Source organism: Domibacillus sp. F004 (assembly GCF_057814295.1).
In genome coordinates this window covers 667,149-693,084 of the sequence record NZ_JBVATB010000001.1, presented here as the reverse complement: position 1 = coordinate 693,084, position 25,936 = coordinate 667,149, and the positions used below count along the sequence as shown (strand labels likewise).

Annotated in this window: 28 protein-coding genes and 1 riboswitch; of the genes, 4 read left to right on the top strand and 24 right to left on the bottom strand. The window is 37.7% G+C overall.

The window, feature by feature from the left end; all coding sequences use genetic code 11:
- Positions 1 to 151: 151 nt before the first annotated feature.
- The 4 genes from ACZYRN_RS03715 to ACZYRN_RS03700 all read right to left on the bottom strand — a co-directional run bounded on the left by ACZYRN_RS03715 (position 152) and on the right by ACZYRN_RS03700 (position 2,369).
- Positions 152 to 1,069 carry a DUF4097 family beta strand repeat-containing protein gene (locus ACZYRN_RS03715; RefSeq protein ID WP_488910134.1) on the bottom strand — a complete coding sequence of 306 codons (918 nt, stop codon included), beginning with the start codon at positions 1,067 to 1,069 and terminating at the stop codon, positions 152 to 154.
- Positions 1,062 to 1,622, bottom strand: a complete 561-nt coding sequence (locus ACZYRN_RS03710) for an HAAS signaling domain-containing protein (RefSeq protein ID WP_488910133.1) — start codon at positions 1,620 to 1,622, stop codon at positions 1,062 to 1,064. Before ACZYRN_RS03710 ends, ACZYRN_RS03715 begins: the two co-directional genes overlap by 8 nt.
- Positions 1,615 to 1,938, bottom strand: coding sequence for a PadR family transcriptional regulator (locus ACZYRN_RS03705; protein ID WP_488910541.1), 324 nt, complete (start codon positions 1,936 to 1,938; stop codon positions 1,615 to 1,617). Before ACZYRN_RS03705 ends, ACZYRN_RS03710 begins: the two co-directional genes overlap by 8 nt.
- Positions 1,939 to 2,189: 251 nt before the next feature.
- A complete protein-coding gene (locus tag ACZYRN_RS03700; RefSeq protein ID WP_488910132.1) occupies positions 2,190 to 2,369 on the bottom strand; it encodes a hypothetical protein in 180 nt (59 codons plus the stop codon).
- Positions 2,370 to 2,571: 202 nt separating this feature from the next.
- Positions 2,572 to 2,656, top strand: a riboswitch (cyclic di-GMP riboswitch).
- Positions 2,657 to 2,675: 19 nt separating this feature from the next.
- On the opposite strand from ACZYRN_RS03700, the gene ACZYRN_RS03695 reads away from it, so the two are divergent.
- Complete coding sequence (locus ACZYRN_RS03695) at positions 2,676 to 2,930, top strand: sporulation histidine kinase inhibitor Sda (RefSeq protein ID WP_488910131.1); 255 nt, start codon at positions 2,676 to 2,678, stop codon at positions 2,928 to 2,930.
- A gap of 458 nt (positions 2,931 to 3,388) precedes the next feature.
- Here the strand turns inward: ACZYRN_RS03695 and ACZYRN_RS03690 are convergent, their stop codons facing one another.
- The 14 genes from ACZYRN_RS03690 to ACZYRN_RS03625 form a co-directional block, all read right to left on the bottom strand.
- Entirely contained in the window at positions 3,389 to 4,894 is a 1,506-nt protein-coding gene (locus ACZYRN_RS03690) for an ATP-binding protein (RefSeq protein WP_488910130.1), read from the bottom strand.
- Between the two features lie 224 nt (positions 4,895 to 5,118).
- Positions 5,119 to 6,135, bottom strand: a complete 1,017-nt coding sequence (locus tag ACZYRN_RS03685; protein ID WP_488910129.1) for a C40 family peptidase — start codon at positions 6,133 to 6,135, stop codon at positions 5,119 to 5,121.
- A 163-nt stretch (positions 6,136 to 6,298) separates the two neighbouring features.
- The gene (locus tag ACZYRN_RS03680) at positions 6,299 to 6,559 is read right to left on the bottom strand and encodes a hypothetical protein (RefSeq protein ID WP_488910128.1); all 261 of its coding nucleotides are present in this window, start codon (positions 6,557 to 6,559) and stop codon (positions 6,299 to 6,301) included.
- 95 nt (positions 6,560 to 6,654) lie between these two features.
- A complete protein-coding gene (locus ACZYRN_RS03675; protein ID WP_488910127.1) occupies positions 6,655 to 7,407 on the bottom strand; it encodes an IucA/IucC family C-terminal-domain containing protein in 753 nt (250 codons plus the stop codon).
- A 199-nt stretch (positions 7,408 to 7,606) separates the two neighbouring features.
- On the bottom strand, positions 7,607 to 7,774 hold the full coding sequence (locus tag ACZYRN_RS03670; protein ID WP_488910126.1) for an iron chelate uptake ABC transporter family permease subunit: 168 nt from the start codon (positions 7,772 to 7,774) through the stop codon (positions 7,607 to 7,609).
- 180 nt (positions 7,775 to 7,954) lie between these two features.
- Entirely contained in the window at positions 7,955 to 8,080 is a 126-nt protein-coding gene (locus ACZYRN_RS03665; RefSeq protein WP_488910125.1) for a hypothetical protein, read from the bottom strand.
- Positions 8,081 to 8,322: 242 nt separating this feature from the next.
- Positions 8,323 to 8,988 (bottom strand): RraA family protein, encoded by a 666-nt coding sequence (locus ACZYRN_RS03660; RefSeq protein WP_488910124.1) that lies wholly within the window; start codon positions 8,986 to 8,988, stop codon positions 8,323 to 8,325.
- A 10-nt stretch (positions 8,989 to 8,998) separates the two neighbouring features.
- The gene (locus ACZYRN_RS03655; protein ID WP_488910123.1) at positions 8,999 to 10,819 is read right to left on the bottom strand and encodes an IucA/IucC family protein; all 1,821 of its coding nucleotides are present in this window, start codon (positions 10,817 to 10,819) and stop codon (positions 8,999 to 9,001) included.
- Positions 10,812 to 12,026, bottom strand: a complete 1,215-nt coding sequence (locus tag ACZYRN_RS03650) for a type III PLP-dependent enzyme (RefSeq protein WP_488910122.1) — start codon at positions 12,024 to 12,026, stop codon at positions 10,812 to 10,814. The genes ACZYRN_RS03655 and ACZYRN_RS03650 overlap by 8 nt, the downstream gene beginning before the upstream one ends.
- Positions 11,995 to 12,801, bottom strand: coding sequence for an HpcH/HpaI aldolase family protein (locus ACZYRN_RS03645; protein WP_488910121.1), 807 nt, complete (start codon positions 12,799 to 12,801; stop codon positions 11,995 to 11,997). Before ACZYRN_RS03645 ends, ACZYRN_RS03650 begins: the two co-directional genes overlap by 32 nt.
- Positions 12,798 to 14,576, bottom strand: coding sequence for an IucA/IucC family protein (locus ACZYRN_RS03640; protein ID WP_488910120.1), 1,779 nt, complete (start codon positions 14,574 to 14,576; stop codon positions 12,798 to 12,800). The genes ACZYRN_RS03645 and ACZYRN_RS03640 overlap by 4 nt, the downstream gene beginning before the upstream one ends.
- Positions 14,527 to 16,230 (bottom strand): IucA/IucC family protein, encoded by a 1,704-nt coding sequence (locus ACZYRN_RS03635; protein WP_488910119.1) that lies wholly within the window; start codon positions 16,228 to 16,230, stop codon positions 14,527 to 14,529. Before ACZYRN_RS03635 ends, ACZYRN_RS03640 begins: the two co-directional genes overlap by 50 nt.
- Positions 16,220 to 17,638, bottom strand: a complete 1,419-nt coding sequence (locus ACZYRN_RS03630) for an MFS transporter (protein WP_488910118.1) — start codon at positions 17,636 to 17,638, stop codon at positions 16,220 to 16,222. Before ACZYRN_RS03630 ends, ACZYRN_RS03635 begins: the two co-directional genes overlap by 11 nt.
- Positions 17,631 to 18,989, bottom strand: a complete 1,359-nt coding sequence (locus ACZYRN_RS03625; protein ID WP_488910117.1) for a diaminobutyrate--2-oxoglutarate transaminase — start codon at positions 18,987 to 18,989, stop codon at positions 17,631 to 17,633. The genes ACZYRN_RS03630 and ACZYRN_RS03625 overlap by 8 nt, the downstream gene beginning before the upstream one ends.
- A 257-nt stretch (positions 18,990 to 19,246) precedes the next feature.
- Here ACZYRN_RS03625 and ACZYRN_RS03620 point away from each other — a divergent pair, with 257 nt between their 5' ends.
- Positions 19,247 to 19,726 carry a zinc metalloprotease gene (locus ACZYRN_RS03620; RefSeq protein ID WP_488910116.1) on the top strand — a complete coding sequence of 160 codons (480 nt, stop codon included), beginning with the start codon at positions 19,247 to 19,249 and terminating at the stop codon, positions 19,724 to 19,726.
- An 84-nt stretch (positions 19,727 to 19,810) separates the two neighbouring features.
- Here ACZYRN_RS03620 and ACZYRN_RS03615 read toward each other — a convergent pair whose 3' ends face one another.
- Together ACZYRN_RS03615 and ACZYRN_RS03610 are read right to left on the bottom strand one after the other, a co-directional pair.
- The gene (locus ACZYRN_RS03615) at positions 19,811 to 19,930 is read right to left on the bottom strand and encodes a hypothetical protein (protein WP_488910540.1); all 120 of its coding nucleotides are present in this window, start codon (positions 19,928 to 19,930) and stop codon (positions 19,811 to 19,813) included.
- A 12-nt stretch (positions 19,931 to 19,942) separates the two neighbouring features.
- Complete coding sequence (locus tag ACZYRN_RS03610; RefSeq protein ID WP_488910115.1) at positions 19,943 to 20,134, bottom strand: hypothetical protein; 192 nt, start codon at positions 20,132 to 20,134, stop codon at positions 19,943 to 19,945.
- 212 nt (positions 20,135 to 20,346) lie between these two features.
- On the opposite strand from ACZYRN_RS03610, the gene ACZYRN_RS03605 reads away from it, so the two are divergent.
- Positions 20,347 to 21,063, top strand: a complete 717-nt coding sequence (locus ACZYRN_RS03605) for a pseudouridine synthase (protein ID WP_488910114.1) — start codon at positions 20,347 to 20,349, stop codon at positions 21,061 to 21,063.
- A gap of 35 nt (positions 21,064 to 21,098) precedes the next feature.
- Here the strand turns inward: ACZYRN_RS03605 and ACZYRN_RS03600 are convergent, their stop codons facing one another.
- Positions 21,099 to 21,719 carry an SAM-dependent methyltransferase gene (locus ACZYRN_RS03600; RefSeq protein ID WP_488910113.1) on the bottom strand — a complete coding sequence of 207 codons (621 nt, stop codon included), beginning with the start codon at positions 21,717 to 21,719 and terminating at the stop codon, positions 21,099 to 21,101.
- Between the two features lie 351 nt (positions 21,720 to 22,070).
- Here ACZYRN_RS03600 and ACZYRN_RS03595 point away from each other — a divergent pair, with 351 nt between their 5' ends.
- A complete protein-coding gene (locus tag ACZYRN_RS03595) occupies positions 22,071 to 22,595 on the top strand; it encodes a YhcN/YlaJ family sporulation lipoprotein (RefSeq protein ID WP_488910112.1) in 525 nt (174 codons plus the stop codon).
- A 156-nt stretch (positions 22,596 to 22,751) separates the two neighbouring features.
- Here the strand turns inward: ACZYRN_RS03595 and ACZYRN_RS03590 are convergent, their stop codons facing one another.
- The 3 genes from ACZYRN_RS03590 to ACZYRN_RS03580 form a co-directional block, all read right to left on the bottom strand.
- Positions 22,752 to 23,918 carry a TraB/GumN family protein gene (locus ACZYRN_RS03590; RefSeq protein WP_488910111.1) on the bottom strand — a complete coding sequence of 389 codons (1,167 nt, stop codon included), beginning with the start codon at positions 23,916 to 23,918 and terminating at the stop codon, positions 22,752 to 22,754.
- Positions 23,919 to 24,023: 105 nt separating this feature from the next.
- Entirely contained in the window at positions 24,024 to 24,983 is a 960-nt protein-coding gene (locus ACZYRN_RS03585; protein ID WP_488910110.1) for a lysozyme inhibitor LprI family protein, read from the bottom strand.
- 171 nt (positions 24,984 to 25,154) lie between these two features.
- Entirely contained in the window at positions 25,155 to 25,610 is a 456-nt protein-coding gene (locus ACZYRN_RS03580; RefSeq protein WP_488910109.1) for a DUF6884 domain-containing protein, read from the bottom strand.
- Positions 25,611 to 25,936: the final 326 nt, after the last annotated feature.

Here is a 25,936-nt window from a genome sequence, read left to right as displayed (position 1 = left end):
GTTCGAAATCTTCACAAAGGATTCACATCAGCGGGCAGTAAGACCCCTTTATCGAATCTATTTTTCTTATCAATAGAATAAAGCGGCCTGCACGATGCAGGCCGCTTTATTCCAGCTATTCCAATAATGAATACTATTTATTTATTATTTTTTACTTCGTTACTGAAATTTTCCCATTCGCTGTTGTTAATTTAATGACATGATCCCCATTTCCTATTATTTCATTCGGTCTGTACCCGTCTAAAAGATCGATTTTTCCATTATCAACGCTCGCCTCGAATGTCGTATTGGTCGGCTCTTTTTCCGTTTGAATCTTAATATTGCCGTTATCGGATTCAAATTCAATTGGGCGATCTAAATGATTCGTCATAAGAGAGATCGTTCCATTTTTCACTTTCCCTATCATCTTACCATCCACATCGTCAAGTTCGATTTTTCCGTTATCTGCTTTCACTTCGACAGCTGAAGAAGCTACATTTTTCATGTCAATGCGGCCATTCTTTGCCGTTGCTTTCACTTGTTTTACATTGAGCTTTTCTGCTTGAATACGCCCATTGTCTGTTTCAGCAGTGACAGTAGAACCCGTAATATCTCGCAGTTCTACACGTCCATTGCTTACTTTTGCTTGGATATCTTTCACATGGAAATTCTCCGCTTTAACGCGTCCATTATCACTGGAAATTCTAAGCGAATCATACATTTTTTCAGGTACATATACTTTCAACGATAATGACGTTGATATAAAATCAAAGTTATAAAATTTTGTCTGCCGCTCTTTTAACTGGACCGAAAGTGTCGTTCCTTCTACGTCAGTGGAGAGCGTATATGCCGAGCTTTTCTTCGCTGTTCCTGACAGCTCGACTGTTGTTTCTCGTTTATTTGTCGGGATGATTTCGAGAACAGCGTTGTCTGTCGTCACACTCAAACGTGTAATGTTTTGATCAGCTATTTCTTTTTCTTCTAAGACAGAAACAGATTGATTTATTGCTTGAAATGTAATGAAACTGCCCGCGGCGCCCACGAGTAAAAGAATGAGTGCAATGATTGTTATTTTTTTTATATTAAACATGTTTTAATCCACCTTTAACCATTTTCGTGTTGAATTTTAAATAGCCGACAAACCCGCGGATGAGTGCCTTCGTAATGAAAAACATGCCTATGGCAATAAATAAGCCCAGTCCACAAAGCATCATCGAGAAAAATAAATCAAATAGAATAAATGTATCCGGATTGAAGATCACATTCACGAAAACGAATAAAGGACAAGTAATAAATGCAATACTTGACGCCCACCCGGCAAAAACCAATGCAGCAATTGCGATAAATGGTCCGAGCACAATGACGACGTTAAAAAACCCTAATCCAATCACCGCCCACATCGCACGAATAATATTTCCCGTCGTTTCCGTTTTTTCCGCTTTTTCAAGAAGATGAGAAGCAAGCAGTTCTTTTGCAATTTGATTGGGTGAACCGAGAGAAGCTGAAATATGTTCTTCGCTTTTTCCTTCTGCTATTCCATTGGCAAAGTGTTCTTCAAAATCCTGCAAAATATCTTGCCGTTCATCTGAAGAAAGTTTTTGTAAAGATTCGTCTAAACTATTCAAGAATTGTTGTCTATTCATCACTGACACCTTCTTTTATTAATTGATTAACACCGCTTGAAAATTCCTTCCACTCCCTGGTAAGCTCGCGAAGATATATTCTCCCTTTGTCCGTTAACGTGTAATACTTACGTGAAGGACCTTCTGATGATTCCTGTAAATAGGTTGTAAAGTATTCTTCTTTCGTTAAACGCCTTAACAACGGGTAGACAGAGCCTTCAGATATGGCAATTTGCTCAGATATCTTTTGAACAAGTTCATATCCGTACCGGTCTTGCTTATCCAGTAATACGAGAACGCATAGTTCTAACACACCTTTTTTAAATTGTACATTCAAAGTTACCATCCCTCATTCCTTCTCAGTACTATATATTGTATAGTACTAACTTATAAAAAATACCTCTTTTAAACAATATAATACTTAGTACTATTTATTGCAAGGTACTAGCCAATAAAAAATACGTTTCTGTTTCAACATTTGATCAGATAACGCATTTTTTTCCATAAAGTAGCTGTCTAAAGAAGCAAAAGGAAACCTGCTTCCATTCAAAATGAGCAAAAGCAGGTTCGTTAAAGAGATAAAATTGTTCACAAAAGCTGCTCTCTCAACTCTTCTGCCCGTCCCATAAATCTTACCCCTTCACTTATTTGAACAGTGTCACAAATGAGATGTATAATATTATTTTTTTCAGTCCATGCAATTAAATCCTTTTCCAATACCTTTCCCCCACAGGTAGAACATGTTAAATCAGCTGCACAATTCATCATCAAATCTCCTCCCTTGAAAGCGCTTTATATTATTATACAGTATAACGTAACTATTATAAAAATATTGTAAAACGAACAAAATTATTACGTCGAATTTAGAGAACTTTTGAAGTTTTATCCGGTTGTTTAAAAGAGAATTTCACGTTATTATTTTTCGTGTTTATTTAATGAATGGTATGGTATTATGGTTTTGAGAATAAATATTCAGAACAGGCAAACTAATCGAAAGGTTAGGACGCAAAGTTACAGATCTAAGGTCAAATGGCTACGATGGCTGGACCGCCTCAGAAATTGGAGGTATTTGTGTTGAAACAGGTCAATGCCGAAGTGAAAAGATTATACAATTTATGGATGCTTTTTTCTTCAGAAGTGAAAGCGGGGTATACGAAGGAAGAGTATCTATCAGATGAACATTTACTAAACGCACATAAAAGTGCCGTTACATTAAAGCTAGACGAAGACTTCATTCAATTGCTTGAGAAGGAAATAAAAAGAAGAAACGCAGTGCCGACTGTCGACTCGCCTATACATATGAAATACTCAGCGAAGATAAGCCGTTAATCATCCCTTTCTGACTGCTCCCAAAAAACATACTATTCTTAAGATTGATCGAACTTAAACGAATTTGATCATTCTTAAAGACGTTTTATGATCAATTATTATTTTCTATCCGATTTTGCCGAAAGAATACCTCTACGTCAATTTTATGAAGAGCATTACCCAAAAATAAGTAGGTGGGTGAATTTCGGCTTTCACTATGCAAAACACTTGTTTGCATGTTATGTTATTCCTGTATGAGCTGTTCTTTTAAATCTGCACATACAAGACTGGTACGAGAAAGGCTTTGTACTGTAGAATGTGCAAACAACATTCGCTCCCGCACGTATCAAAGGAGCGAAAATCAAGCAGAGTAAAACGTGCGGTGAGTTCAAATGTACAAGCTTGCATAACCGCAGGAGTCGTTTGTGCTATTAACCGGCTGGTGTTCGCAGGAATCCCCCCCCCACTTCAAACGTTAGTTAAGTAGTGGGTCGTTCAGGCATAAGAATTTGTACCAATGTGCCGGAACCTTCTTCGCTATAAATGTGAATTTTCCCTTTATGCTGCTCGATAATTTTTTTACTTACCATCAAACCAAGGCCCGTGCCTCGTTCTTTCTCTGAATAAAAAGGTTCAAAAAGATAAATTTGTTTTTCTTTTGGTATCCCTATTCCTTGATCCTTTATATCAATGGCCATCCATCCATCTTCTCTTTTTTTTGTTGTAATTCGAACTTCCCCACCAGCAGGCATTGCTTCAATGGCATTTTTCACAAGATTCATAATCACTTGTTTAATCTGTTTCGGCTCACAATCAACGATCGGCTGCTCTTGATCCAATTCCATTTTTATTTCCACTTGATGGAGAAGCGCTTCTGGTGTCATGAAAGCAATCATCTCGTTTAACAACTCATTTACACTTTGCTTTTTCATAACCGCTTCTTGCTCGGGCTTTGCCAGCATGAGAAACTCATTCATAATAAATTCGATGCGTTCAAGTTCAGACATGATTACGTCGCTGTAAACATTCTTCGTTTCTTCACCGAGAAGCTGTATAAATCCTTTTACCGCTGTTAATGGATTTCTGATTTCATGAGCAATCCCTGCTGCCAGTTGCCCGATGATTCCTAATTCATCTCGTTTTTTTAACATATGATCTCTTTTTTTTATATCTGTTATATCCCGCGAAACACACAAGTAATGAAGGACCTTCTTTGTTTCATCTATAACAATAGGTGTTATTTTTGATCGAATCCAGCGTGTGTCTGACTCCCGCTCTCCTTTAAATTCATATTCTATTTCCATTGGCCACTTTTCTGGTTGACGGAAAAAGCCCTGCAATTTCTTTTTATTTTCTTCGTGAACTTTCTTCAACCAAAGGTTCGGATCTTTCAATATCGCCTCTGCGCTCATTCCCCAAAAATGTTTAAATGAAGGACTCTCATATAAAACTTTCATTTCATGAATATCATAGAGACAAATGACTTCTTCAATATTTTCTGTAATCTCCGTGATCATTTTTTCCTGTATGAGCAGTAATTCATTTTGTTTTTTAATTAACTTTTTTGCCTCTGCATACGCCATCTGCTCCTCTGTCACGACAGAATTGTTTTCCTGGATTTCTTCTCTGTCTGCGTTACGTATGATGGCTTGAATCCATCCTCTTTCAGATAGCTTTCCTGAAGATACATGCAATCTACAGTAAAAACCGTCTTTTCGAAGAAAGCGAATTACGAAGGGGGTAAAGCGATGGGGTAATTGTGCCTGAAGGAGATGTTCTACCGTCTTTTCTTTATCATTCGGATGAATATAATCAAGTAAATTTTGATCAAGTATATCAAAAACAGCGTGTTTTGAAACATTCTCTATAATAGGATGTATGTATTTGATTCTTCCAGTTTTGTCGATCAAAAGCTTTATTTCATCTTCTACATTAGAAAACCACTGGATGGCCTCTTCGTCTGTTAATTTACTATGATCAATCAATTTATATCCTCTCCTTTTAGTCAAAAATCTCATAGATGTACATTTTTAGCATGAACAGATATATTTATTAAATCACGAATAACTTGTTTTGACTATTCTTTCTTTTTCTAATTAAAGTAAAATTTTACTCAGAAAGCCTTTCCAGCCTGTTTATAATGGATTTAAAAAACCGTTCTAAAATTCAGTCATTTACTGGATTTTAGAACGGTTTCTCATTTTCTTTCTTATTTTGCATTCATTGCGTTATAAATGGCAACAGTAAATGACTCTCGTGTCGCATGATGCGTTCCATAGAACTTATCACCTGCAAAAATGCCTGTTTGATCGATGTTCGCCATTGTTACAATCCCTTCGAAAGCCCAATGGTTCACATTGATGTCTGCGTAACTGACACTTGCTGCCGATGTTTTTGACAGACTGAGGTCAAAAGAACGCTGAATGATAACAGCCATTTCATTCCTTGTCATTTCTGCTTCAGGACGGAATGTTTTATCTGCAAATCCGGTGATAATACCTGCTTCACGCATTGCTGCGATATCATAAGCAAAACGGTTTGCTTTTGGTACATCTGTAAAATGATTTATCGCTTTTGGCTCGATGTTCAAAACACGGTTAATAATTGCCGCGGCTTGTCCACGTGTTACTTTTTCATTTGGACGGAATGTATCATCTTCAAATCCTGTAATTACTTCTTGATCTGACAATGTTTTAATCGCTGTGTATGTAGAAGAAGATTGATCGACATCTGTAAACCACTCTTGTTTCTGTACTCCATCCAAAACGCGTTTTGCCCCTGCATACTTAGGACCCCAGTATGAATTATCCAGTGAAACAAGATCAATTCCCTTGCTTGATGTGGCGTTTAATACCATATTTCCACCAGCATATACACCAACATGTGAAATTCCTTTGCGGTATGTATTCGCGTAGAAAACAAGATCTCCTGGTTGTAAATCGCTTTTTGCTATTGAAGTTCCAACATTATATTGTTGATCTGTTGTTCGTGGCAGCGAAATACCTGCCGCTTGTTTGTAAATATATTGTACGAATCCGGAACAGTCAAACCCCTTTGGTGTTGTTCCGCCAAAAACATATGGGACGCCCATGAATTTTTCTCCATAGGTGACGATCGCTTCTCCGATAGATGCAGCTTCTGTTTTAAAAGTTGCTAACGGAGATAGGGTTAAAAACATTAATGCTGCTATAAATGAAATGATTACTTTTTTGCAACTATTCACCATAAACCCCCCGGATTCTTTTTCTATTAATCTCTTTATCTTCCTTATAAATCTGATTTTACCAAAATGAAACATTAATTTGTTTTACGTTATGATGACAAATTCGACCTTCTTTGTAATATAAAATGAATTTTTTACCAAAAATATGATTCTATTAAAATTGGAATCAACTATTTTTTATTTTTCTCCCTTTTCCATCCGGGAAACATATTGGCGTACCGAATTGACGATCTGTCTCGATACGGCATTTTAATCCGTAAATACGTTCTATGTTTTCGCTCGTTATTATATCTTCTGGGGCACCTTGAATAAACACTTTTTGATCTTTTATCGATACGAGGTGATCTGCATAGCGACAAGCTAAATTAATATCATGCAAAACCATGACAATGGTTCGATTCTCTTCTCTATTCAAATCATAGAGCAAGGGTGATTTTCCCTTTAGGAATGGCTACATTTAAGGAGTCAATGATGATCGTTTTGCCATATGCCAGTGTGATATCTTTCACATTTATTTTAATCTCATTTATTGTATGAATCCCTTGCTTTTATTTGCTTACTTTTAATGGGGCAATTGCTACAATAACCGATTCCTTCAACATCCTTTTCTAATTTATAGTACATGCAGCACGTTTTTCGGCATGGATTTACGATAAGTTCTTCTCCTATTTTTAAATACGGTCTAATCGGGTTTTCCTTTAAATTAAACAGAGCCCCGCTCGCATTTTTCAAAAAATGAAAGTCGCTGTTTAACCGTTCAATTTTAACTGGATCCATTTCCTTCGCTAATGTTTTCCGGTAAATGGAGTTAATTCGAATAGCTACGTTTTCCCACAATATGGACGACGGAACGCGAGATGTTTTGTTCAATATGGTTAAAACAGGCGTAATATGGGACGTAAAAAGGGTACGCAGCACGTTTTCACGCCATTGTTCCCTCTCCAAACTCTTTACTTCCTGCCATTTGCACATGCCTGCTTGAACACATAATGTACGTTCTTTACTTAATGCACACGCTTTTACCGGCAAATGAAGGGCACAGTTGAATTCGACCATACTATATAAAGTGGAAGACACGACGAGATAAGCATATCTTTTCGAAAGCATAGAGGCGGTGACAGCTAAACTAGGCGCTCTCATCTCTATCATTTGCTTTTGGAGAAACGATAAACATTTTTCTTCATTTAATAAATCCGTTATCTCAATTTCCGTGGGCCTCTCCTGTTCCATATGTATATCAAACGTTTTCAATTCGTTCATCACAATACTGCTCATTTACATCATCCTTAAAATGAATTTCGATTTTTAATCAGTAAATAAAGAATTGATCACTTCATGAAGTGGTATAATATCGATTCCACCCACCCTAAAAAATGACTAACAATAAACTACCCAATACCTCAATCGTTTTATACACATCTTTCTTTATCTTCAAAATCATAGTCTCCCCTTTTTCGACCGAACGATCCATCGATTAGCCACGCGCACGTCCTCCTTTAAAAGCGACATAAATAAAGAACGGTGCTCCGATAAATGCAGTAATTTCACCTAAAGGACTTTCCACAGGGGGATGAATCAACCTCCTACTAATATCTGCGATTAGTAAAAAGATACTTCCTAATAAAATAGAGTATGACGTCAATCAAACATAAAGCATTCCCGACAAGGGATTTCGCTACATATAGTTTGATTTCGTCCATCAGTAAAAGAGAACCTACTTCAATGATGAACGAGGATCGTTCATTTCATCAGCAGGTTCACGATTGTCATAAGCTTTTCACTTATTTTTTCAATTCATAAATGTCATATAAACTACCGAGCATTAAGTTCGTGGTTTGAAATCTTCTACATGTCCATCCCACTCGGCTAATAATTCCGTTTCTTTTTCTTGTAATGCATTCGCCATTAAATGCAACGTATCTTTCCATTCATAAACGGTATCGTCCATATTCGTTGGTGCAAATTTAGATAATTGCGGATAAATTTCCTCGTGACAATTCTTTCAGGAGTACCTTTAATCGTTGTCTCCTCTCCAGCATCCTTAACTACACGCTCCTCTTGAGATGACGACGCGTTCTTCTCGTTGTCGTTTTTTCTTCATTACTGTTGCTGCACCCTGCTATAAGTAGCATCAGTGCCATCACACAAAACATAATCGAAAATAACTTATTACTGCGCAACATACGTACACTACTTTTCCATTTGGTATTGATAATCATTTTCATTTATATGATACTGTTTTTTTTCATAATGTACAGCATTATTTTCCAATCTTTTTAATTTTTCTTTTTTTTCTTTCTCAATCGCCAACTCTATGAACATTTTATAGTTTAATTGGTTAATTTTGAAAATTCCATCTTGATCCGCAATGACATAATCACCTGATTCAAAAACGACGTTTCCCACACTTATGGCTGTGTTCACTTCTCCCTCCAACTTTAATACTCTTGTCGTTTTTGGAGAAATCGACTCATAAAACACAGGTACACGACTCGTTCTCAAATAGGAAATATCTGTTACGGCTCCACTTACTATAACGGCAGATAGTCCGATTTCTTCTGCTTTCCTCGCCCTAAACTCTCCCCAGCAAGCATGTGTTTTATTGCCTGACGTATCAATAACTAAAATATCGCCTTTTTTGGCTTGTTGAAATGCAGCATTGAGTGGGTAACCATCTCCGCTAGATAATTTGACTGTTGTCACTTCTCCAAACACTTTTGTTACTGGAATCGTACATTTATAATCCACCAAAAAACCAAAATCTGTAAAGTGACCGATTGTAGACGTAGAGACCATTTTGAATTTTTCTATTTCATCGGCTGAGTATTTTTCTACTCTATCGTGAACTGTTAACATAGAAGCCTCCTTATTCATATGCATAAAATGGATTGTGCCCAACGCCTTTTCCAGATGGCATGGCTCCTGGTACACCTTCCGCTTCTAGTAATGGACGAATGATTAACTTGACTGGCCACTCTTTATTTTGAAATAGTTTATAATGAAGGATCTCTCTATCCGCTTCAGGAATATCGATTATTTGTAAAGATTCTCTTAATTTCGCTTCAGTAATTTGCCAAAGTCTTTTTTCTGGAATAGCATATACATTCGATAACGATTCCATGATGGCGGCCAAATTCACTTGTGTTCCAAGAGACTGAACGTAGTAAATTAACTTTTCAATCGTTTCATTGTATAAACTATTCGAATAGCCTGGTCTAATATGATAGCCCGGATCTTTAATATGATGTTTGTCTAAATACGGCTGATGGAGACGTACAGAATCATGATCTCTAAATAATAATCCAATTACTTTATTATGCTTCAGCACGACACAACAATTTTGACCATGTATTTCCGGTACAATCCCCACTTTAAACAACCTCATCGTAATGTCATAAAACACAGCGGCTAAATCCGTATAAAAGTGGATGACCTCTTCTTTTGCTGCATTTTCTCCTATGATTTCTGTTAAAAAATGATGATCTTGTATGACAACACCTAAAGAAGACATCGGGATGATTTTATACTCTTTTTTCATAATTTCTTGCGGATACACTCTCACTTGGGCAGCCAAGTGGCGAGGATGATCATCAAAAAGGCCCATAGACTCCGGCATATATCCCCACCAATTTTTTTCTTCACATAAAAATACTCTATCGGCAAGCGTCTCATCGCATGCCACTACTTGGCGAAACATTTGCTCTCCAGCGATTCCATTTAATAATTTAACGACTGGCAAGTATCGTGCAGCACCTAAAGATGTAATACTAACGGGTAACTTTAACATTTTCACAGATGGTTGAGGCGATATTAATGAACGTACGGAAGATGTCGCCAAAAAATCGCCTACTTTTGAATCTAAAAGGATAATCGTTTGATCCGCTAATTCTTTTTTGAAATTTGGTAAGATAATATTAGTCATTTGCCACGGATGAACGGGTATAATGGTATAGTTTTCTTTTCTTATTTCTTTCCGTATTAACTCCTTTTCGATGATCGCTTTCTGCTCCTCATTCAGCACATCCAGACTTTCCATTTCATTTTCCAGGCACCCTTTTACGATTAAATTATTACGTATAGCTACCCAGCATAAAGTCGTCTGCTGACCAAATTCAGCCATATAGTGCTGGTAATCTTGTGAGGTAAAACCTATTTTCGCTTTTGACAAAGGATGAAAGGGCCGATCTCGTAAAGATGCGATCATCTCTCCCTTCACAAACCAGTCATAAGGAGACTTCGGTGCACTAATTGAATTTCGTTCCATCTGTTTTATACTAAGATTTAATTGCTGGATGGACACATTTAATCCTTCCAAGAAATCCGCTACACCTGGATGTGCATAGGCTTCTTTAGATAGCGTATGACCTAATACATATTGGCTAAGTTCCACAGGGGAACTTATTTCTATCCAGCCTTGTTTCTCCTTCTTATAAATAGAAGAGCCGGGTACCCATTGATAACCCTGTCGATAACTTTTTTCCACAAGAAAACATACTTTATCTATATAAACCAATGATTGTTTACTTTTCGGATAAAATTGTTGAATCGCACTGGGTGCATCGAAAAGCATTTTTGTTGTCTGTTCATCAATTTGAAAAAATTGCTCTGCAATGAATGCATTCATTACGTCTTTCATAATCAGTTGTTCAGCCGTCACCATTTTTGTTTGAGTGATTGTTTTATTCATACTGATTCCCTTCTGTTATATAGTAAAAATCCGGATGGGGATGACCTAAAAAGTCATGATGAGAAATGGTCCAACAATAGGCACCTGACTTTTCAAATACAATGGCATCTCCAACGCACATTCTTTTCACCTCAGCACCTTCATAAAGTCTGTCTTTTGGTGTGCATAACTCACCTACGATCGTTACATCTGAATTGTTTATTTCAGGTCTCTGAAACGGATAAGGCCATCTTTCTAATGGGACAATGGAAAATGGATGGTTATGCCCCCAGGAAGCCGGTAATCGATTATGGTGCGTACCGCCTCTGATAACAGCAAAGCATTGATCTGCCGACATTTTTATATCGACTACTTCTGCCACGTAATATCCGTAGTCCGCAGCGATAAACCGCCCTGGTTCAAAAAACAGTTGGGTATCGCCCAAGTTTTGCACGGCTTCACTTTGCGCTAATAGCGACGTAAAAAGCGGCCAGTCAAATCCAGGTGTTTCATCATAAGAGACGCCAAATCCACCTCCAGTATTAATGACGTTAATATTTAATCCATATGCACGCTTCCACTGTTCTACTTTTTGAAGATAATGATGGATCATTTCTACATGCAACGCTGCATGCATGTTATTGGATAATGAGTGGAAGTGAAAACCTTTTAAATGAACATGTGTGTTTTCTTCTTCTTTCAAAATAGAGATCGCTTCTCCGATTAATTGTTCATCAATGCCAAATTGACTTGGGCGACCTCCCATTGAAATGTTCGTTTTAGGTAACGTTTTTGTTCTTAAATTAATACGCAACAAAACGTTCATATGCTTGTCCCTTTTTTTCGCTAACAGGATTAATTTCCTTAATTCAAAAAGACTTTCTACATGAATATAAGAGACGTTTTCTTTCAGAGCCATTTCAAGTTCATAATCTTTCTTGCCTGGTCCTCCGAACAAAATAGGTACGCTTTTGGAAACGTCTCTTACTTTTTTCAATTCGCCTATGGATGCCACTTCAAATCCTTTTACGAATGGTAACAATGCCTGAATAATTCTCTTATCTGGATTTGCTTTAATCGCATAAAATAAGTTCGTTTGGTCCGGCATTGTTTTTACCATATTGCGTACGTGTTGTTGAATGCCTTCTAAATCATAAATATAAGCGCAGATTGGATCTGTACTTTGCTCATGTACTTCATGTATTATTTTCTTTATATAACGATTCATACAGTCCTCCAGTTACATTTCGATAGTCTGCTAATTTTTCCATATAGGCACGAAATGCTGTCCCTCTCTCGTCCCCTAACACAAAAATCTTAGTCCCCTTTTCCACCCACTTTTTATGATTGTGATGATTTCTAGACACAATGGCGTAAGGCACTTTACATCGCTTTGATACTTCATATAATTCTTCTAAATGTCGTTGAACTTCTGGATGATCTGTCTCCCATGGTACGGACAATGACTGGGACAGATCCGCCGCCCCTTCTAAAACAAAACTTACATGAGGTGAAGATAAAATTGATTCACTTTCATGAATGCCTTCCAAACTCTCTATCATCGGAACAATCATTATTTCTTCATTTGCTTTCGCAATATAATCATGTAAAGAATATTTAGCAAAAACACCTGGTCTGCCGCTATTAAGACTTCTCATACCAATTGGGTGATAGTAAGCATAGTGAACGGCCTTTTCCACTTGTTCCTTATGCTGAACATGGGGGATGACAATACCTTGAGCCCCACAATCAAGCACTTTCAATATTTCATTCCGATCCACTTTCGATATTCTGACAAGTGGCGTAATATTGACTAACTCTGCTGCGCGAACCATCTCTTCAATCGTTTCCATATTCGTGGATGCATGTTCATAATCAATAATGACAAAATCAAATTCCGCATGGCCAATAAGCTCTATCATAATAGGATGCGGGATAGATACAAACATCCCAAAAACAGGTTGATTTCTATTTATTTTTTCTTTAAGCTTATTGACTTTCATTCCAATGACTCCATTGCCCGCAACAAAGGATTTTTTACTTTGCGGAAGTACAACTGACCATCACCGTAAATACGCCGCTTCGTCATTTCTTCGATTAGGGCATCTTCAGAAAATAGATTAAAAAGGTCAAATCGCTCTTTAAATTCCGGGTAACTCTTTTGATACATCGCAATCGTTTCTACACATTTACGCCAAAACTCTTGTTCACTCAACCCCAATTTTTCAAGCGCGAAACAAATGTCTGTCATACAGATGAAGAAAAAAGCATCATATGTGTAGTCTCTTACTTCTGAAACATCTTCCGTTTGGATAAACGAGTATCGATTCACTTTCCGGTGACTTTCTGGCTCCGGATGTAATGTCGGTGCCCAATCCGGTTTCAAAAGGTGTTCCGGTGTATAGCGAACACCATCATGTAAATCTTTAATGATGATGCGTTTTGGGAAATTGTTTTCAACGACTAAAATAATATTTTGGGCATGAGATTCTAGTGCGATTCCATGAGCATACAGCAGATGGATAATCGGAAGGGTAACAACGTTAATCAATGCATCACTCCACGCCTCAATCCCATATTGATCAATCGCTGACTGAATAAAAGATTCGCCGTTTTTTTGAATATGGGATAGAGCATTTAGCGGCCACGCTTCTTCATTCTCTTCAAGGTAGGTCGAAACATTTTCTCTATATACGGCGCCAAGCGTTCCATAAGTCGAACGATTTTGAATAGGATGCAGTTCATCGTATCGAAAAGACACACCCATCACTTCTCTTAACACATTTATTTTTCCATTCGATAAGAATGAGTCTTGATGAACAATTTTATTTAACCAGTCACTTATGAGTGGTGCATTTTGAGTAGTGTGATGAGCAAGAATTCGACTCGTTGACGTATTGGTTATACTTAACGGCAGTTTTATATACGATGCATGTGTATTGTCGCGATGAGATAACGAACGAATCGATTGTTGCGCTCGATACCTACTATTAGATGCTCCTACTATCACGATATCTTTATCATTCAATTGTTGAGCGAAGACCGATTGAATCTGATGCTCTAATTGCCAAGGATGCACCGGCAAAAGAACATACTTTGTATCTTGACACCCATTCTCTTTTATCCGTTCCATAAACTTGTTTTGATCTTCATCCGTCAAATGAGGCTTAACGATTTCATCCACTGACATCTCTTGCGAAACGTTGACATCGATTAGCTGTTCATTGACCGCCACCCAGCAGATTGAAACGTCTTGATTAAATTCTGGCCCATAGGCAAAGTTATCTGCAAAAGAAAAACCAATTCTTGATTTATAGCTTGGATGATACGGATGACCATCCACCATATGACTTTCCAACGCTTCATAATGCTTATCTTGTTTTGGTATATGATTTATTTGAAATGACTTGGACTGACTATCCTTTACAAAAGTCTCCAATAATTCATGGATAAATTGATCTGTATAGTTCCCTTTCAGATTGTTCTGAATGATTTCTTCAAGAAATTCATAGAGATTCGTGCATCTCGCTCCTTCTCGTTTTATCGAATTTTTTTCTATTTTTATTCTGCCGAAAGACCATTTGGCATCTGCTTTGCATGAATAATAAACGGCATTACCTGTAGCGCTTTTTCCTGTAAAAGACCACTCTCTTCCGTTTTTTATTACTTCAATGATTTCTTCATATATGAATGCCTCTATTGTTTGGCGCATGATTCTTTCTTGTACTTCATTTATGAATGATGACGTTTCTTGAGACTGGTAATTTAGCATTTCCATACATTTCACTCCCTAATTTCTTCATTACGTTGTTCACTGGAATGTAAGATGGCGTCTCACTTTGTCCAATAAGACAACTCATCATATTTTTTTTAGCGGCAAATGTCTGAGTCGTTAGTAAATGACGTACATATTCATTTTCATTGTTTTCATATTCTTGCGTGAGAACACGGCGTACAATAGCCCAAAAATATTTTTCGTCTACTTTTGCATCTTTAGCAATTGCATGAATGAAAGAGCCTAAATGATTCACAATAAAATAATAGGAAGTGCGTGCCCATGCTGCTTCTTTTGAATAGAAAAGAGGGCCTGTCGTATCAACATCCTCTTCAACCTTTTCTCTATTCACGCTTACACCTTCTAAATCTCTAATAATAAAGACATGAGGCATTCCATCTTTTATCGTCAATAAAGAATTTTGTAAATGGGCTTCAAAGTGAATGCCTTTCTCTTCTGCTAAACGAACAATAGGCAACAGTGATATTTCTAAATAACGGATGAACCATTGCTCTATCGTTCGATGATCAATCATCGAACCTACTCGAGATGGACCTCCTTGAGCAGACGGTTCTACTAAACTAGACAAAACATACGTTGACGTTTCATCAAATTCAATTGGACGATAGACGATCGTAAATAATTTGGTTACATCATCATCGGCAAATTGACAAGTACATACGCCTACCTCATATGCGATCGTTGTGTGTACTTCGTTTTGGAAACAGTTTCTCTCCAATATATAATTCGTCGCATCCAGCGTTCTACGCATTTGTTCTCTATTATTGTTTCTCACCATATTCGTTATCTGGATGTTTAACGATAGCTTAATGTTACAGTTCATCTCTGGAATAAATACCGTACGCACGGAAGAGGTTGGATAAGCCACCGGACCAAAGCGACCGAGTGGTATCATTTTCCCTTGATCGATATAATTCTTTACTTCTTTCATCGTTTTCACATGTTCATATTGCCATGGATGAATGGGCAAAATGTTATAATCGTCTCTTTTCCCTGTAAGCACATGCTGCACATGCGCTTCCACACTTTCATGCAGTTCTATTTTTCTTTCTTTTGATACCCATTCTTCTTGAAAAACATCTTTTCTAACAGCTACATAACATAACTGAAAAGAAGTATGGAGCTCAGGACAAAACTGTCTCACTTCCTCTTCTGTAAATCCTTCGGTATTTTTCGGAAAAGGGTGAAACGGATGCCCATATACTAAAGATTGTTCGGATGTTACATAATTCCATTTGTGCTGATTAGCTGACTGATTTAAAAATAAAGCTAATTTATGATAGCTATTCTTCACTTTAGTTAAAAAATCAATCGATCGTTTATCAGTAATTGTTAGATTATCATGCTTTAACTCTTTCACAATCAATTGAACTAAATAAGCATAATGAAGTTCTCGATCATCATTTACATCATAGTATTCATATTCATGCTCACCCATCTCTGAATAAAACGAAAGAACACCTGAGATGGTTGCATCACTCGCCGGGAAATAAAGAGAATACGTCTTCTTACTTTGATTCACCGTAAATAAGTTCGAGTCTTTACTACAAAACTCTCTAATATAACAATTCAATAATGTTTTGCACGTATGGAAATTTGCTCGTTCTCGACTGTTCAATCGTTTATTATTTGCCATTTTCAACACCCACATCTAATTTTCTTCTATTTAAAAACAAAGCTAACGGTAGCGTTACTAACATAAAACATCCTAATATGATGCACTCTTCTTTTAATGCCATCCATTTTGCGTATTGAGCACTCTCTCCTGTTCGACTAATCATTTGCCAACGAATGTCGTAATAACCGGTCAATAACATGACTGCAAAGGAAGAGGCTAAACGTTTTATCGTATTCGACAAGGCGGATCCTTCGTGCAGATCATCATCTGTTAATGAATTAAGTCCAATGGTGGTTACGGTCATATTTGATAATCCAATACCACTTCCTCTTACGGCCATTAAGAAGATAATAACCAGTAAAGATGTCTCTTTCGGGACAAATGCAAACAACAATACTGAAATGGCAATGAGGCCAATGCCATAAACGATAAAATGGAATGATTTTCCTGAATCCATTAAGTTTCCACCGATCCAAACAAACAAACTCGTACAAATAGCTGCCGGAATAAACATGGCACCCGTTATAGAAGGGGATAAATGAAACACCTCCTGTAACATCAATGGAATAACAAAGAGAACCCCAAACATAACGGATGCCTGTATGGCAGACATAATGACGGTAATAGCATATATTGGATTACGTAATAACTTACAACGAATTAACGGTTCTTTTTGTCCGTTTTCTTTTTGAATAAAACGAATCAAAATAACTAGTCCTAAAAAAAGCAATATACATATAAACCACCTTGGAAAAGTAGGGTTTGAATATAGTTGAATGCCTAGACTTAATCCACCAATTCCTAAAACCATTAATAAAATACTTTTAAGACGAATCGTTTTTTTATGTGCTGGTTGATCGAGCTTGATTTGCCTGCAACACAGTATGAATGAAAGCAGTGCAAACGGAACATTTATCCAAAATAAATATTTCAGCTCACCGAATTGAATCATGATACCGCCAAACGCTGGCCCAATAGCTGGTGCAATCGTTAATAACATCCCCCATATCCCTGTCACTTTTCCACGCACATCTTTACTGTAAATATCAAATAACAAAACTAACGACAGCGGAATCATCAAACCAGCAGCAATACCATGCATAAAGCGTACTAACAATATAATCTGTACATATTGATAAAACAAACCGCCGATCATAGAAAACAGACCATATAAACTAATTCCCAAAATATAGGTTTTCTTTTTACCGAGACGATCGACAATACTAGCAGTCAACGGCATGGTGATCGTCATCGCTAAAAGGTACAGTGTAATAATCCATCCACCAAATGCAGTGGATATACCATACATTTGAATGAAGCTCGGTAATAAAACATTAAAAGCACTATTCGTCAAAACTAAAGAAAAAGCACCGACCAAGATGGCAAATAATACAGAATGCTTTTTCAATTTGGCTATCTTACTCATTTGTCTTCATAATTTGAATCGCTTCAACGACCGATTTTTCAAAAATCGTTAATACTTCTGCCGCTTCTTTTTCTGTCATTGTTAATGGCGGCAAGAAACGCATCACGGCTGAGTGACGTCCTCCTACTTCAATAATTAAACCATTGTGAAAACATCTCTCTTGAATTTTCAATGCTAGTTCTTCATATTGTGGATAATGTCCTAATCGATCTTTACGGGCTTTTGGATTCACAATTTCAATTCCAATCATCAATCCTCTTCCGCGAACATCTCCAATCTCTTCATATTTTTCTTTTAACTCATTCAATCGTTCGAAAACTTGCTTGCTGCGTACGTTTACATTTTCGAGTACATCGTTTTCTTTCATATATTTTAATGTTGCTAACCCAGTAGCCATGCCTAATTGGTTGCCTCGGAATGTCCCAATATGTGCACCTGGATTCCATTGATCTAGTTCTTCTTTATATATAATGATTGACATTGGCAAGCCTCCGCCAATCGCTTTCGAACAAACAATAACATCTGGAACGATACCTGCGTGTTCAAAAGAAAACATTTCACCTGTTCTTCCAATTCCTGTTTGAACTTCGTCTATAATTAAAGGAATCCCTCTCTCTGCTGTAATACGCCGCATTTCTTTTAACCATTCAATATCGGCTGGAATTGCGCCGCCTTCCCCTTGCACTGTTTCAAAAATCATGCCACAAGGAGATGCGATCCCACTTTCACAATCATCTAATACATTCTCTATATATTGGGCACTAATTTTAGCTGTCTTCTCTTCGCCAATACCAAATGGGCATCGATATTCATACGGAAAAGGTAAAAAATGAACATCCGGTAGTAAACTTTGCAAATGCTGTTTTTTGCTTAAATTACCGCTCATTGACATCGTTGCTTGCGTCGATCCATGATAACCACCTTGGAAGGCCAAGATAGACTTCCCTTTCGTCGCATTCTTCACTAATTTAATCGCTGCCTCAACCCCATCAGCACCTGTTGGACCACAAAATTGTATTTTAGTAGAATCCCTTAACTCTTTAGGCAGTATGGAAAATATTTCTTGCATAAATTCGATTTTTAACGGAGTGGCTAAGTCTAACGTGTGCAGCGGTATTTGCTGTTTTAACACATCTTCTATCGCCTGAATTACCACTGGATGATTGTGCCCTAAAGCAAGTGTTCCTGCACCACATAAACAATCATAAAAAACATTTCCTTCCATATCCGTTATCATCATGCCCTCCGCTTTCTCAATCGCTAAGGGGAAATGATGCGGATAAGATTTTGCATTAGATTCTTTTTCATTTTGAAATTCTAAATACTCGTTCTCCTTCTTACATGTGATCATCATTAGACACTCCTTTTTAATAGATTACATGGACATCTTAATTGATATTGATTATCAATGTCAATTAAGATTGTTATATTTTTCAACAATTGAGACTAATTACACATTTTCTTTATCTTTTAGGATTTTGTCTATTCATACTTTTTTTGTCTGTTTAAACTATAAATTTTTCCAAATAAATCCATAATGTTTTAATCGGCAAACACGAGGTATACACTTCATATAACACTATTTTTTTCACTAAGGAGTTTGGTATTTTGTTTACATTTAACGATATGGGAACGTTCGTCTGGGCGTTCTTTATTACACTGCCACTGACTCTTTTCATTCATGCAAGCGGCCATGCTTTTTTCGCCTTCCTGTTTGGCGGGAAAACAACATTAACAATTGGCCGCGGGGGCAGATTGATTAAAATAAAAGGAATCGAAATCCGGAAACTATACTTCATTGACGCGGCCTGCTATTGCGAAAAAATTCGACGGGATCGCCGCTGGAAGCATGCGCTTATTTATGCTGGCGGGCCAATCTTCAATCTGCTGTCCATCTTGATTATTAACGGGCTCATTTATACGGGAGTTTTACAGACACATCTCTTTTTTTACCAGTTCGTCTATTTTTCTGTCTACCTTATGTTTTTCGCTATTATTCCGATCGATTATGGCGAAAACAACCCGAGTGACGGCAAAGCCATTTACGATGTACTGCGTTACGGGAGAGTGTATAAAGAATTTGACTAACGGGAATGATCACGGCTCTGAGCGCAAGCATCACATATAAAAAAATCCCCGAAATCAGTTCACTGATTTTGGGGATTTTTTAGGTTATGCTCTTGTATTTTCAATGATCGTTGCGATTCCCATGCCGCCTGCAATACATAAAGTGACTAACCCGTATTTCTGACCGGTTCTTTCTAGATTATTTGCAAACGCTTTAACATTCATTCTCATTAATTGTTATTTATTGTGCGGTACAGACACTTTTGCGGCCGCCGTTGTTTCGTTTCCAGCCTTGTCGATTGCTTTATACGTGATGGTGTATACTCGCCCATTCTTTGTAAAACGTTCTGCACGAAGATCGAATGATGTGTCAAGTGATTGATAGACGGCGTGTTGAATATCATCTCCTTTATTATATACATCATCCACTTCATAGCATCGTTTTTATTAAAGTATGTAGGAACTTTTGGTAAATTTTGTCGAAATGTTTCTGTTAAATAAAACACTTTCACTGCGGTTGACTCATTCTTTTTGTTTAGACTTTTACATGAGGCAAATGATTCTCAGCAATTTCTTGCTAAAAAAACCATCTTTCCTTTAAGATAGAAGCTGGACTATCATAAAATTTTACACATGAGGATGTGGTTAACCTGCGAATTAATAAATTCATTAGCGAGTCTGGCACAACGTCTAGGCGCGGAGCAGATAAATTAATTATGGACGGAAGAGTGACGATCAACGGCTCAATTGCAAAAATCGGCAGTCAAGTCGAGCCTGGAGATGATGTTCGTGTAAGTGGGAACCCGATTGGGATTGCCAAAAACAATGTCTATATTGCGTTAAATAAACCTGTCGGCATTACGAGCACGACGGAAAAAAAAGTAAAAGGAAATATTATTGATTTAGTCAATCATCCGTTGCGCATTCATCATATTGGACGACTTGATAAAGATTCAGAAGGCTTAATCCTTCTTACAAACGATGGAGATATTGTCAACGAAATTTTGCGTGCTGAAAATAAACACGAAAAAGAATACATTGTTTCAGTAGACAAACCGATCAGTCCCGCCTTTTTGAAACAGATGTCAGAGGGCGTTCACATTTTAGGGACAAAAACACTTCCTTGTGAAGTCGTACAGCTGTCAAAATACGAGTTTCAAATTACGTTAACACAAGGACTAAATCGGCAAATCCGCCGTATGTGTGAAGAACTGGGATACAATGTTTACAGGCTGCAGCGAACGCGAATTATGAATATTCATTTAAACAATCTGCCAGTCGGACAATGGAGAGACTTAACAAAGAAAGAACGCAATCAATTATTCGCAGATCTAGATTATGAACCGAAAGAATGGTAAGAAAGAAGGATGAACCAAAACTGTCATGTTTAGGTTCATCCTTCTTTTACCTCTTCCAGCCGAAAAATCAAAAATCGCTCATTCTCATTTTGTTCATACAAACCTGATATTTTCACTTCTTTAAAAAGGGCAAATGCGGTACTCGTTTCCAGGTAATGAATATACTCTGCTGTTGGATAATAAAGAATTAAATCGATGGATCGATTGTGCTGTTCGACGGATCGCAATATATTATTGACGACCTTTATGAAAATTTGAATGGAAAAAGGATTAAAAAAATAAAAGCAATTATCGGCCGGTGCCACTTCATATTCTTCTGCCAATCCTCGTTCAACGCGGACCGTACCGCCTGCTTTCTTGATTTTTCGCATGTAACTCGCCTGGTTCTCTAGTGCTTCCTGATACAGATGGCCGTTCATTTCAATTCCTACAACGGTAACGTGGAAACGATGGTGAACGTAAAAAGGCAGCCGGCCTTTTCCGCATCCGTAATCCACAACTTGATCTGTTTTCTTTAAGTCATACTCTGCAAATAGCTCATCAAGTGCTCTATATGGTGTCGCTTCGTAACGATTATAATGAGCCGATCGGCTTAGCCCCTCAAGCGTGCCTTCCGTTTGAATACGAAGCAATCGATCATAGTCTTTTTCCTCCATAGAAAAACTCCTGTCCATTTATTCTTTATCGATTTTGCTTTTACAATATTTGCTCACTGCTAGAATTATATAGAGAGCGGTGCTAAATTATAAAAATGAATTCCTATAAGGATTACATAACTCATAACCTCTCTCTTTTGTCGGTTTTGCTTGTGTACTTGGTATTATACTAATTCAAGTGTTCTGCTACAACTTTGGCTTGTTCTTTACTCATCTTCAAGAGGATATTAATGGCCCCTCTCTCATGCACTTCCTTTCTTTCAATTTATTCCGTTTCACCCGAGGCTTCTTAGCATAGAAATCGTTTTATTGGTTACTTTACACATTGAATAACCTAGAGGAGGCATATCGATGAAAAGAGTAGCTGTACTTACTTTAACTTATTTGGCCGTTTTTTTATTAATGGGATGTAATTTAAATCGTTGGGATGGAGCAACGAATGAAGAAACCAACAGTGCCGCTGAAAATATGGCAAATGAAAATTATGAACAGAATCGGGAAGTGACAGATCAATACAGGACCCGAACGGATGATCATACACGATTTGAGGTGGCGGATCAGACAGCTGATCAGCTTGTGAAGCTAGATGAAGTCGAACAGGCTTCCGTTATTGTCGCACACCAAAGCGCTTATGTAGCTGTCGTGTTGAAAGATGGCTTACAAGGAGATGTATCGCAGGAGCTTGAGCGTAAAATTACAGATCAGGTAAAGACAACAGATGAAGAGATTAACGAAGTGTTTATATCGTCCAATTCTGATTTTGTAGATCGTATGGCGGACTATAGAGACAAATTGGGGGAAGGACAGCCGATAACAGGACTTGTGGAAGAATTCAACAAAATGACTCAACGTGTATTCCAAACAGCACAGCAATAAGGTTGATCGAATAAGCGTCGTCTGTAGTTCATTATTAAATACTAAAAATGGTGTCAGCCTCTCTCCCAGGCTTCTATATACTGGGGGCTGACACCATTTGCCGATTTAAGAAGGAATCGGCCGCTTCTGATCCTTTTGAAAGCCTCTCTTATGTGACTACAAATTTTGAAAGAATACACGGATGACGTCCGCTCCGCCTATAAACGCTCCTAGTGAACTTCCCACATTCGTTAGAACGATCACGAGCAGAACACGCGTTACTTTGTTATGCCAAAAGCCTTTAATCGTAAAAACATCTTCTGAAAGCGTTTCAAAGTCGCCAACGTTTGGCCGGCGGAAATACGCTTGAACAATTCCCGAAACCCAGCCGGCTGCAATGAGCGGATGCAATGTGGCAAGCGGTGCTGAAATAAAAGCAGCTATAATAGCAAGCGGATGTCCAGATGCTGCGGCAGCGCCAATGGCGGCTAAAATGCCTGTCCACAAAACCCAGCTTAACGCTTGATCGAATCCGGCAGACGGGTTCGCCCAAAAAGTGTAGGCGATGATGGAAAGAATAAGCAATGGGATCGCCCAGCCTATTATTTTAGGTACAATGGATTTAGGCGGTATTTGAGATAAGGCATCGAGGTCATGTTCGTTATAGATTTCTTTTGTAATGCCCGGAATATGAGCGGCGCCTAAAACCGCTACCACTTTATCACCAGGAGCTTCTTTAATTTTCTGTGCCAGATACTGATCCCGCTCGTCAATTAAAGGCACCTTTAATTTTGGAAATGATTCCGTCAAATCAGTGAGAGCGGCGTTAAGCGTATCCTTCGATTTCATTTTTTCCATATCTTCTTCTGAAATTGTCTCTTTGCTGAAAATGCTATAAAAAACCGATGTGAGCAATTGAGCCTTCCCCGTCAATCCGAGATTATGCCATATTCGCGAAAATGTAATTTGGATATTCCGATCAGCCAGCACTAATTCCGCCCCGGTTTCTTTCGCTGATTCAATCCCTTGAATCATTTCCTGTCCAGGCTGAATATCAAATTGTTTTGCTAAACGGTTTTGAAAGGAAGAGACGGCGAGATTCATCAAAAGCAACGTTGCTTTCTTCTCTTTAATGACTTTAAAAATATCGGTTTCTTTCCATTTATTGCGTTCCATAATGGATTGATACCGTTGATCATCAAGTTCTATACAAACAGAATCGGGTCTTTCAGATTCGATCACTTCTTTTACTTGTTCCGCACTTTGCCTCGATACGTGAGCCGTGCCAATCAAAACCAATTCTTTCCCATTTAAATCTATTCTCGTTATATTTTCTTCCGACATACATGACTTCCTCTCACCCAATTTATTCTTCTTTCACCCATTCTACTTCTCCTTACTCAAGATGCAATGCGTCAGAAGATCATTTTACCGTTTGAAAAATAAAAATCACTTCATATAAATATTCACTAGCTCATAACATCGTTCTCTTGTAAGGCGTGCTAGTGTGCTAAGGTATTGAACCGATTCGAATGTTCCGCCATTAAATGGAGCTGCTTCAGCCTCGGCGGTGTTATCTCTATACGTGATCCATTCGCGTTGTTTTTCTCTTAAACGATTCATTTCACTAGTAGAAAGCTGCGTTTTTAGTACACCATAAATTTCATTTAACGCATCATCCCATCTTGTATACGTTTTGCCTTCTGCTTCTTTCATTTCTACAGTTGTTCCACTCTCATACAAATAATCTAAATTAGTTAAATCTCGCTCAATTTCATGCAGTTTTTGTATGTACTCGTTCTTTTTACTTGCGATCGCGATCGTTTGCGCTGTTTCTTTAGCAGCTTGCTCGGCTGCTTCTTTCGCTATTTGAGCCGCTTCTTGTTTTTTTATTTCTTCATTCACTCTTTGTTCCATTTCATTTACTTCTTCTGAAAATCGTTCAAATGCCGTTTTCACACTTTCATCTTCTTTTAATTCATCGATTAGTTTTTGAGCTTCATCGTACTCGTTTTCACTCGTTGCACTTTTTATTTGCGCTACTTTTTCGGCTACCATTTCATCTTGCTTTTTACTTATTTCTGCTGTTTCGATCAGTTGCTCTAACCCATTCTTCATGCTGCTTGCTAATTCTTCTTTAAGCAGATGATTCGCTTTCGTTAAAGCATCATCCCATTCAGCATTTTTGATCGCTTCTTCCACTTGTTTATAGGCAACTACCTGTTCATAAGATGCCTTTGCTTCTTTATCTTTCGGCTTTTCATCTAATGCTAGCTCATATGAGGCCAACGCTTTGTCATATTCCCCATTTGCTAATGCTAACTTTGCCTGTTCCATCGCTTTGTCATACGTGTTGCTGCATCCTGCTAAAAATAAACTTATGACGATCATAACAGCTAATTTCTTCATATGTTACCCCTCACCTAAATAAAGATGTTCACTTTTATCAATGTATTCCTTGCCTTTTTATCGTTGTAAATCATTTCTCCTCATTATAGCACCATTTTCACATTTACTTGGAATCGATTTATTAACATTATATTATTGAATTTTGCACATTATGTCAGATGAATTTTTTTGTTATTTGATCTCTTCCTTGCTTTCTACTGCGTTGTTCAACCGTTGCAGCATGTAGCCGATTCCTTTACATCCTGCTAACGGGTACGTAACATGATCCACTTCATCAAAAATTTCACTGATCACTTTCCTGTACTTTTTTCCTCCTAATACGATGATTTCTTGATAGTCCATTAATCCTTTTTCTTTCTGTTGGTGACGTAAAGCTTCTGCTGTCATAATAGCAGCATTCTTTGTTCCAAAGGCTACATCATAATTCGCCGGCACAAGATCGTCTGGCAATAAAAATCCATGTTTAGCGGAAAGAATGACCCAGTCAGTAAAAAATGCCGTTGCATACTTTTGACAAGCAGTGTGAAATGGGCTTTTATATACATTACATGCTTTCACAGCACCTCTCGACGGATCAACATCCCATATCTTTTTAGCACCACATGGAATGATACATAACCTTTTCATTTCGCATAAACCCCTTTTTACTTTGACTATGTTAAACAATATGGTGGCTCGGATGATTTCCCCGGCTTCCTTCGTCCTGAAAACGAGGTTCGAGAGCATCTTCCTGCAATGAGCTAAAAATCAACAGTGTTCTGTAACAAAGCCTTTACTTTCAATAATGAGATCAAGCTTTTCAGTTCCTTATTATACGCTTTTTTAAACGATAGCTCCTATCAAATAATTTCACAAAAAAAAAGCATTAAGCTAGATAAATCGGCTCAATGCTTTTTTCTCCCTCTAAAAGTTAAAAAACGCAAACAAGAGAACGCTGCGGCCCCGGTAACAAA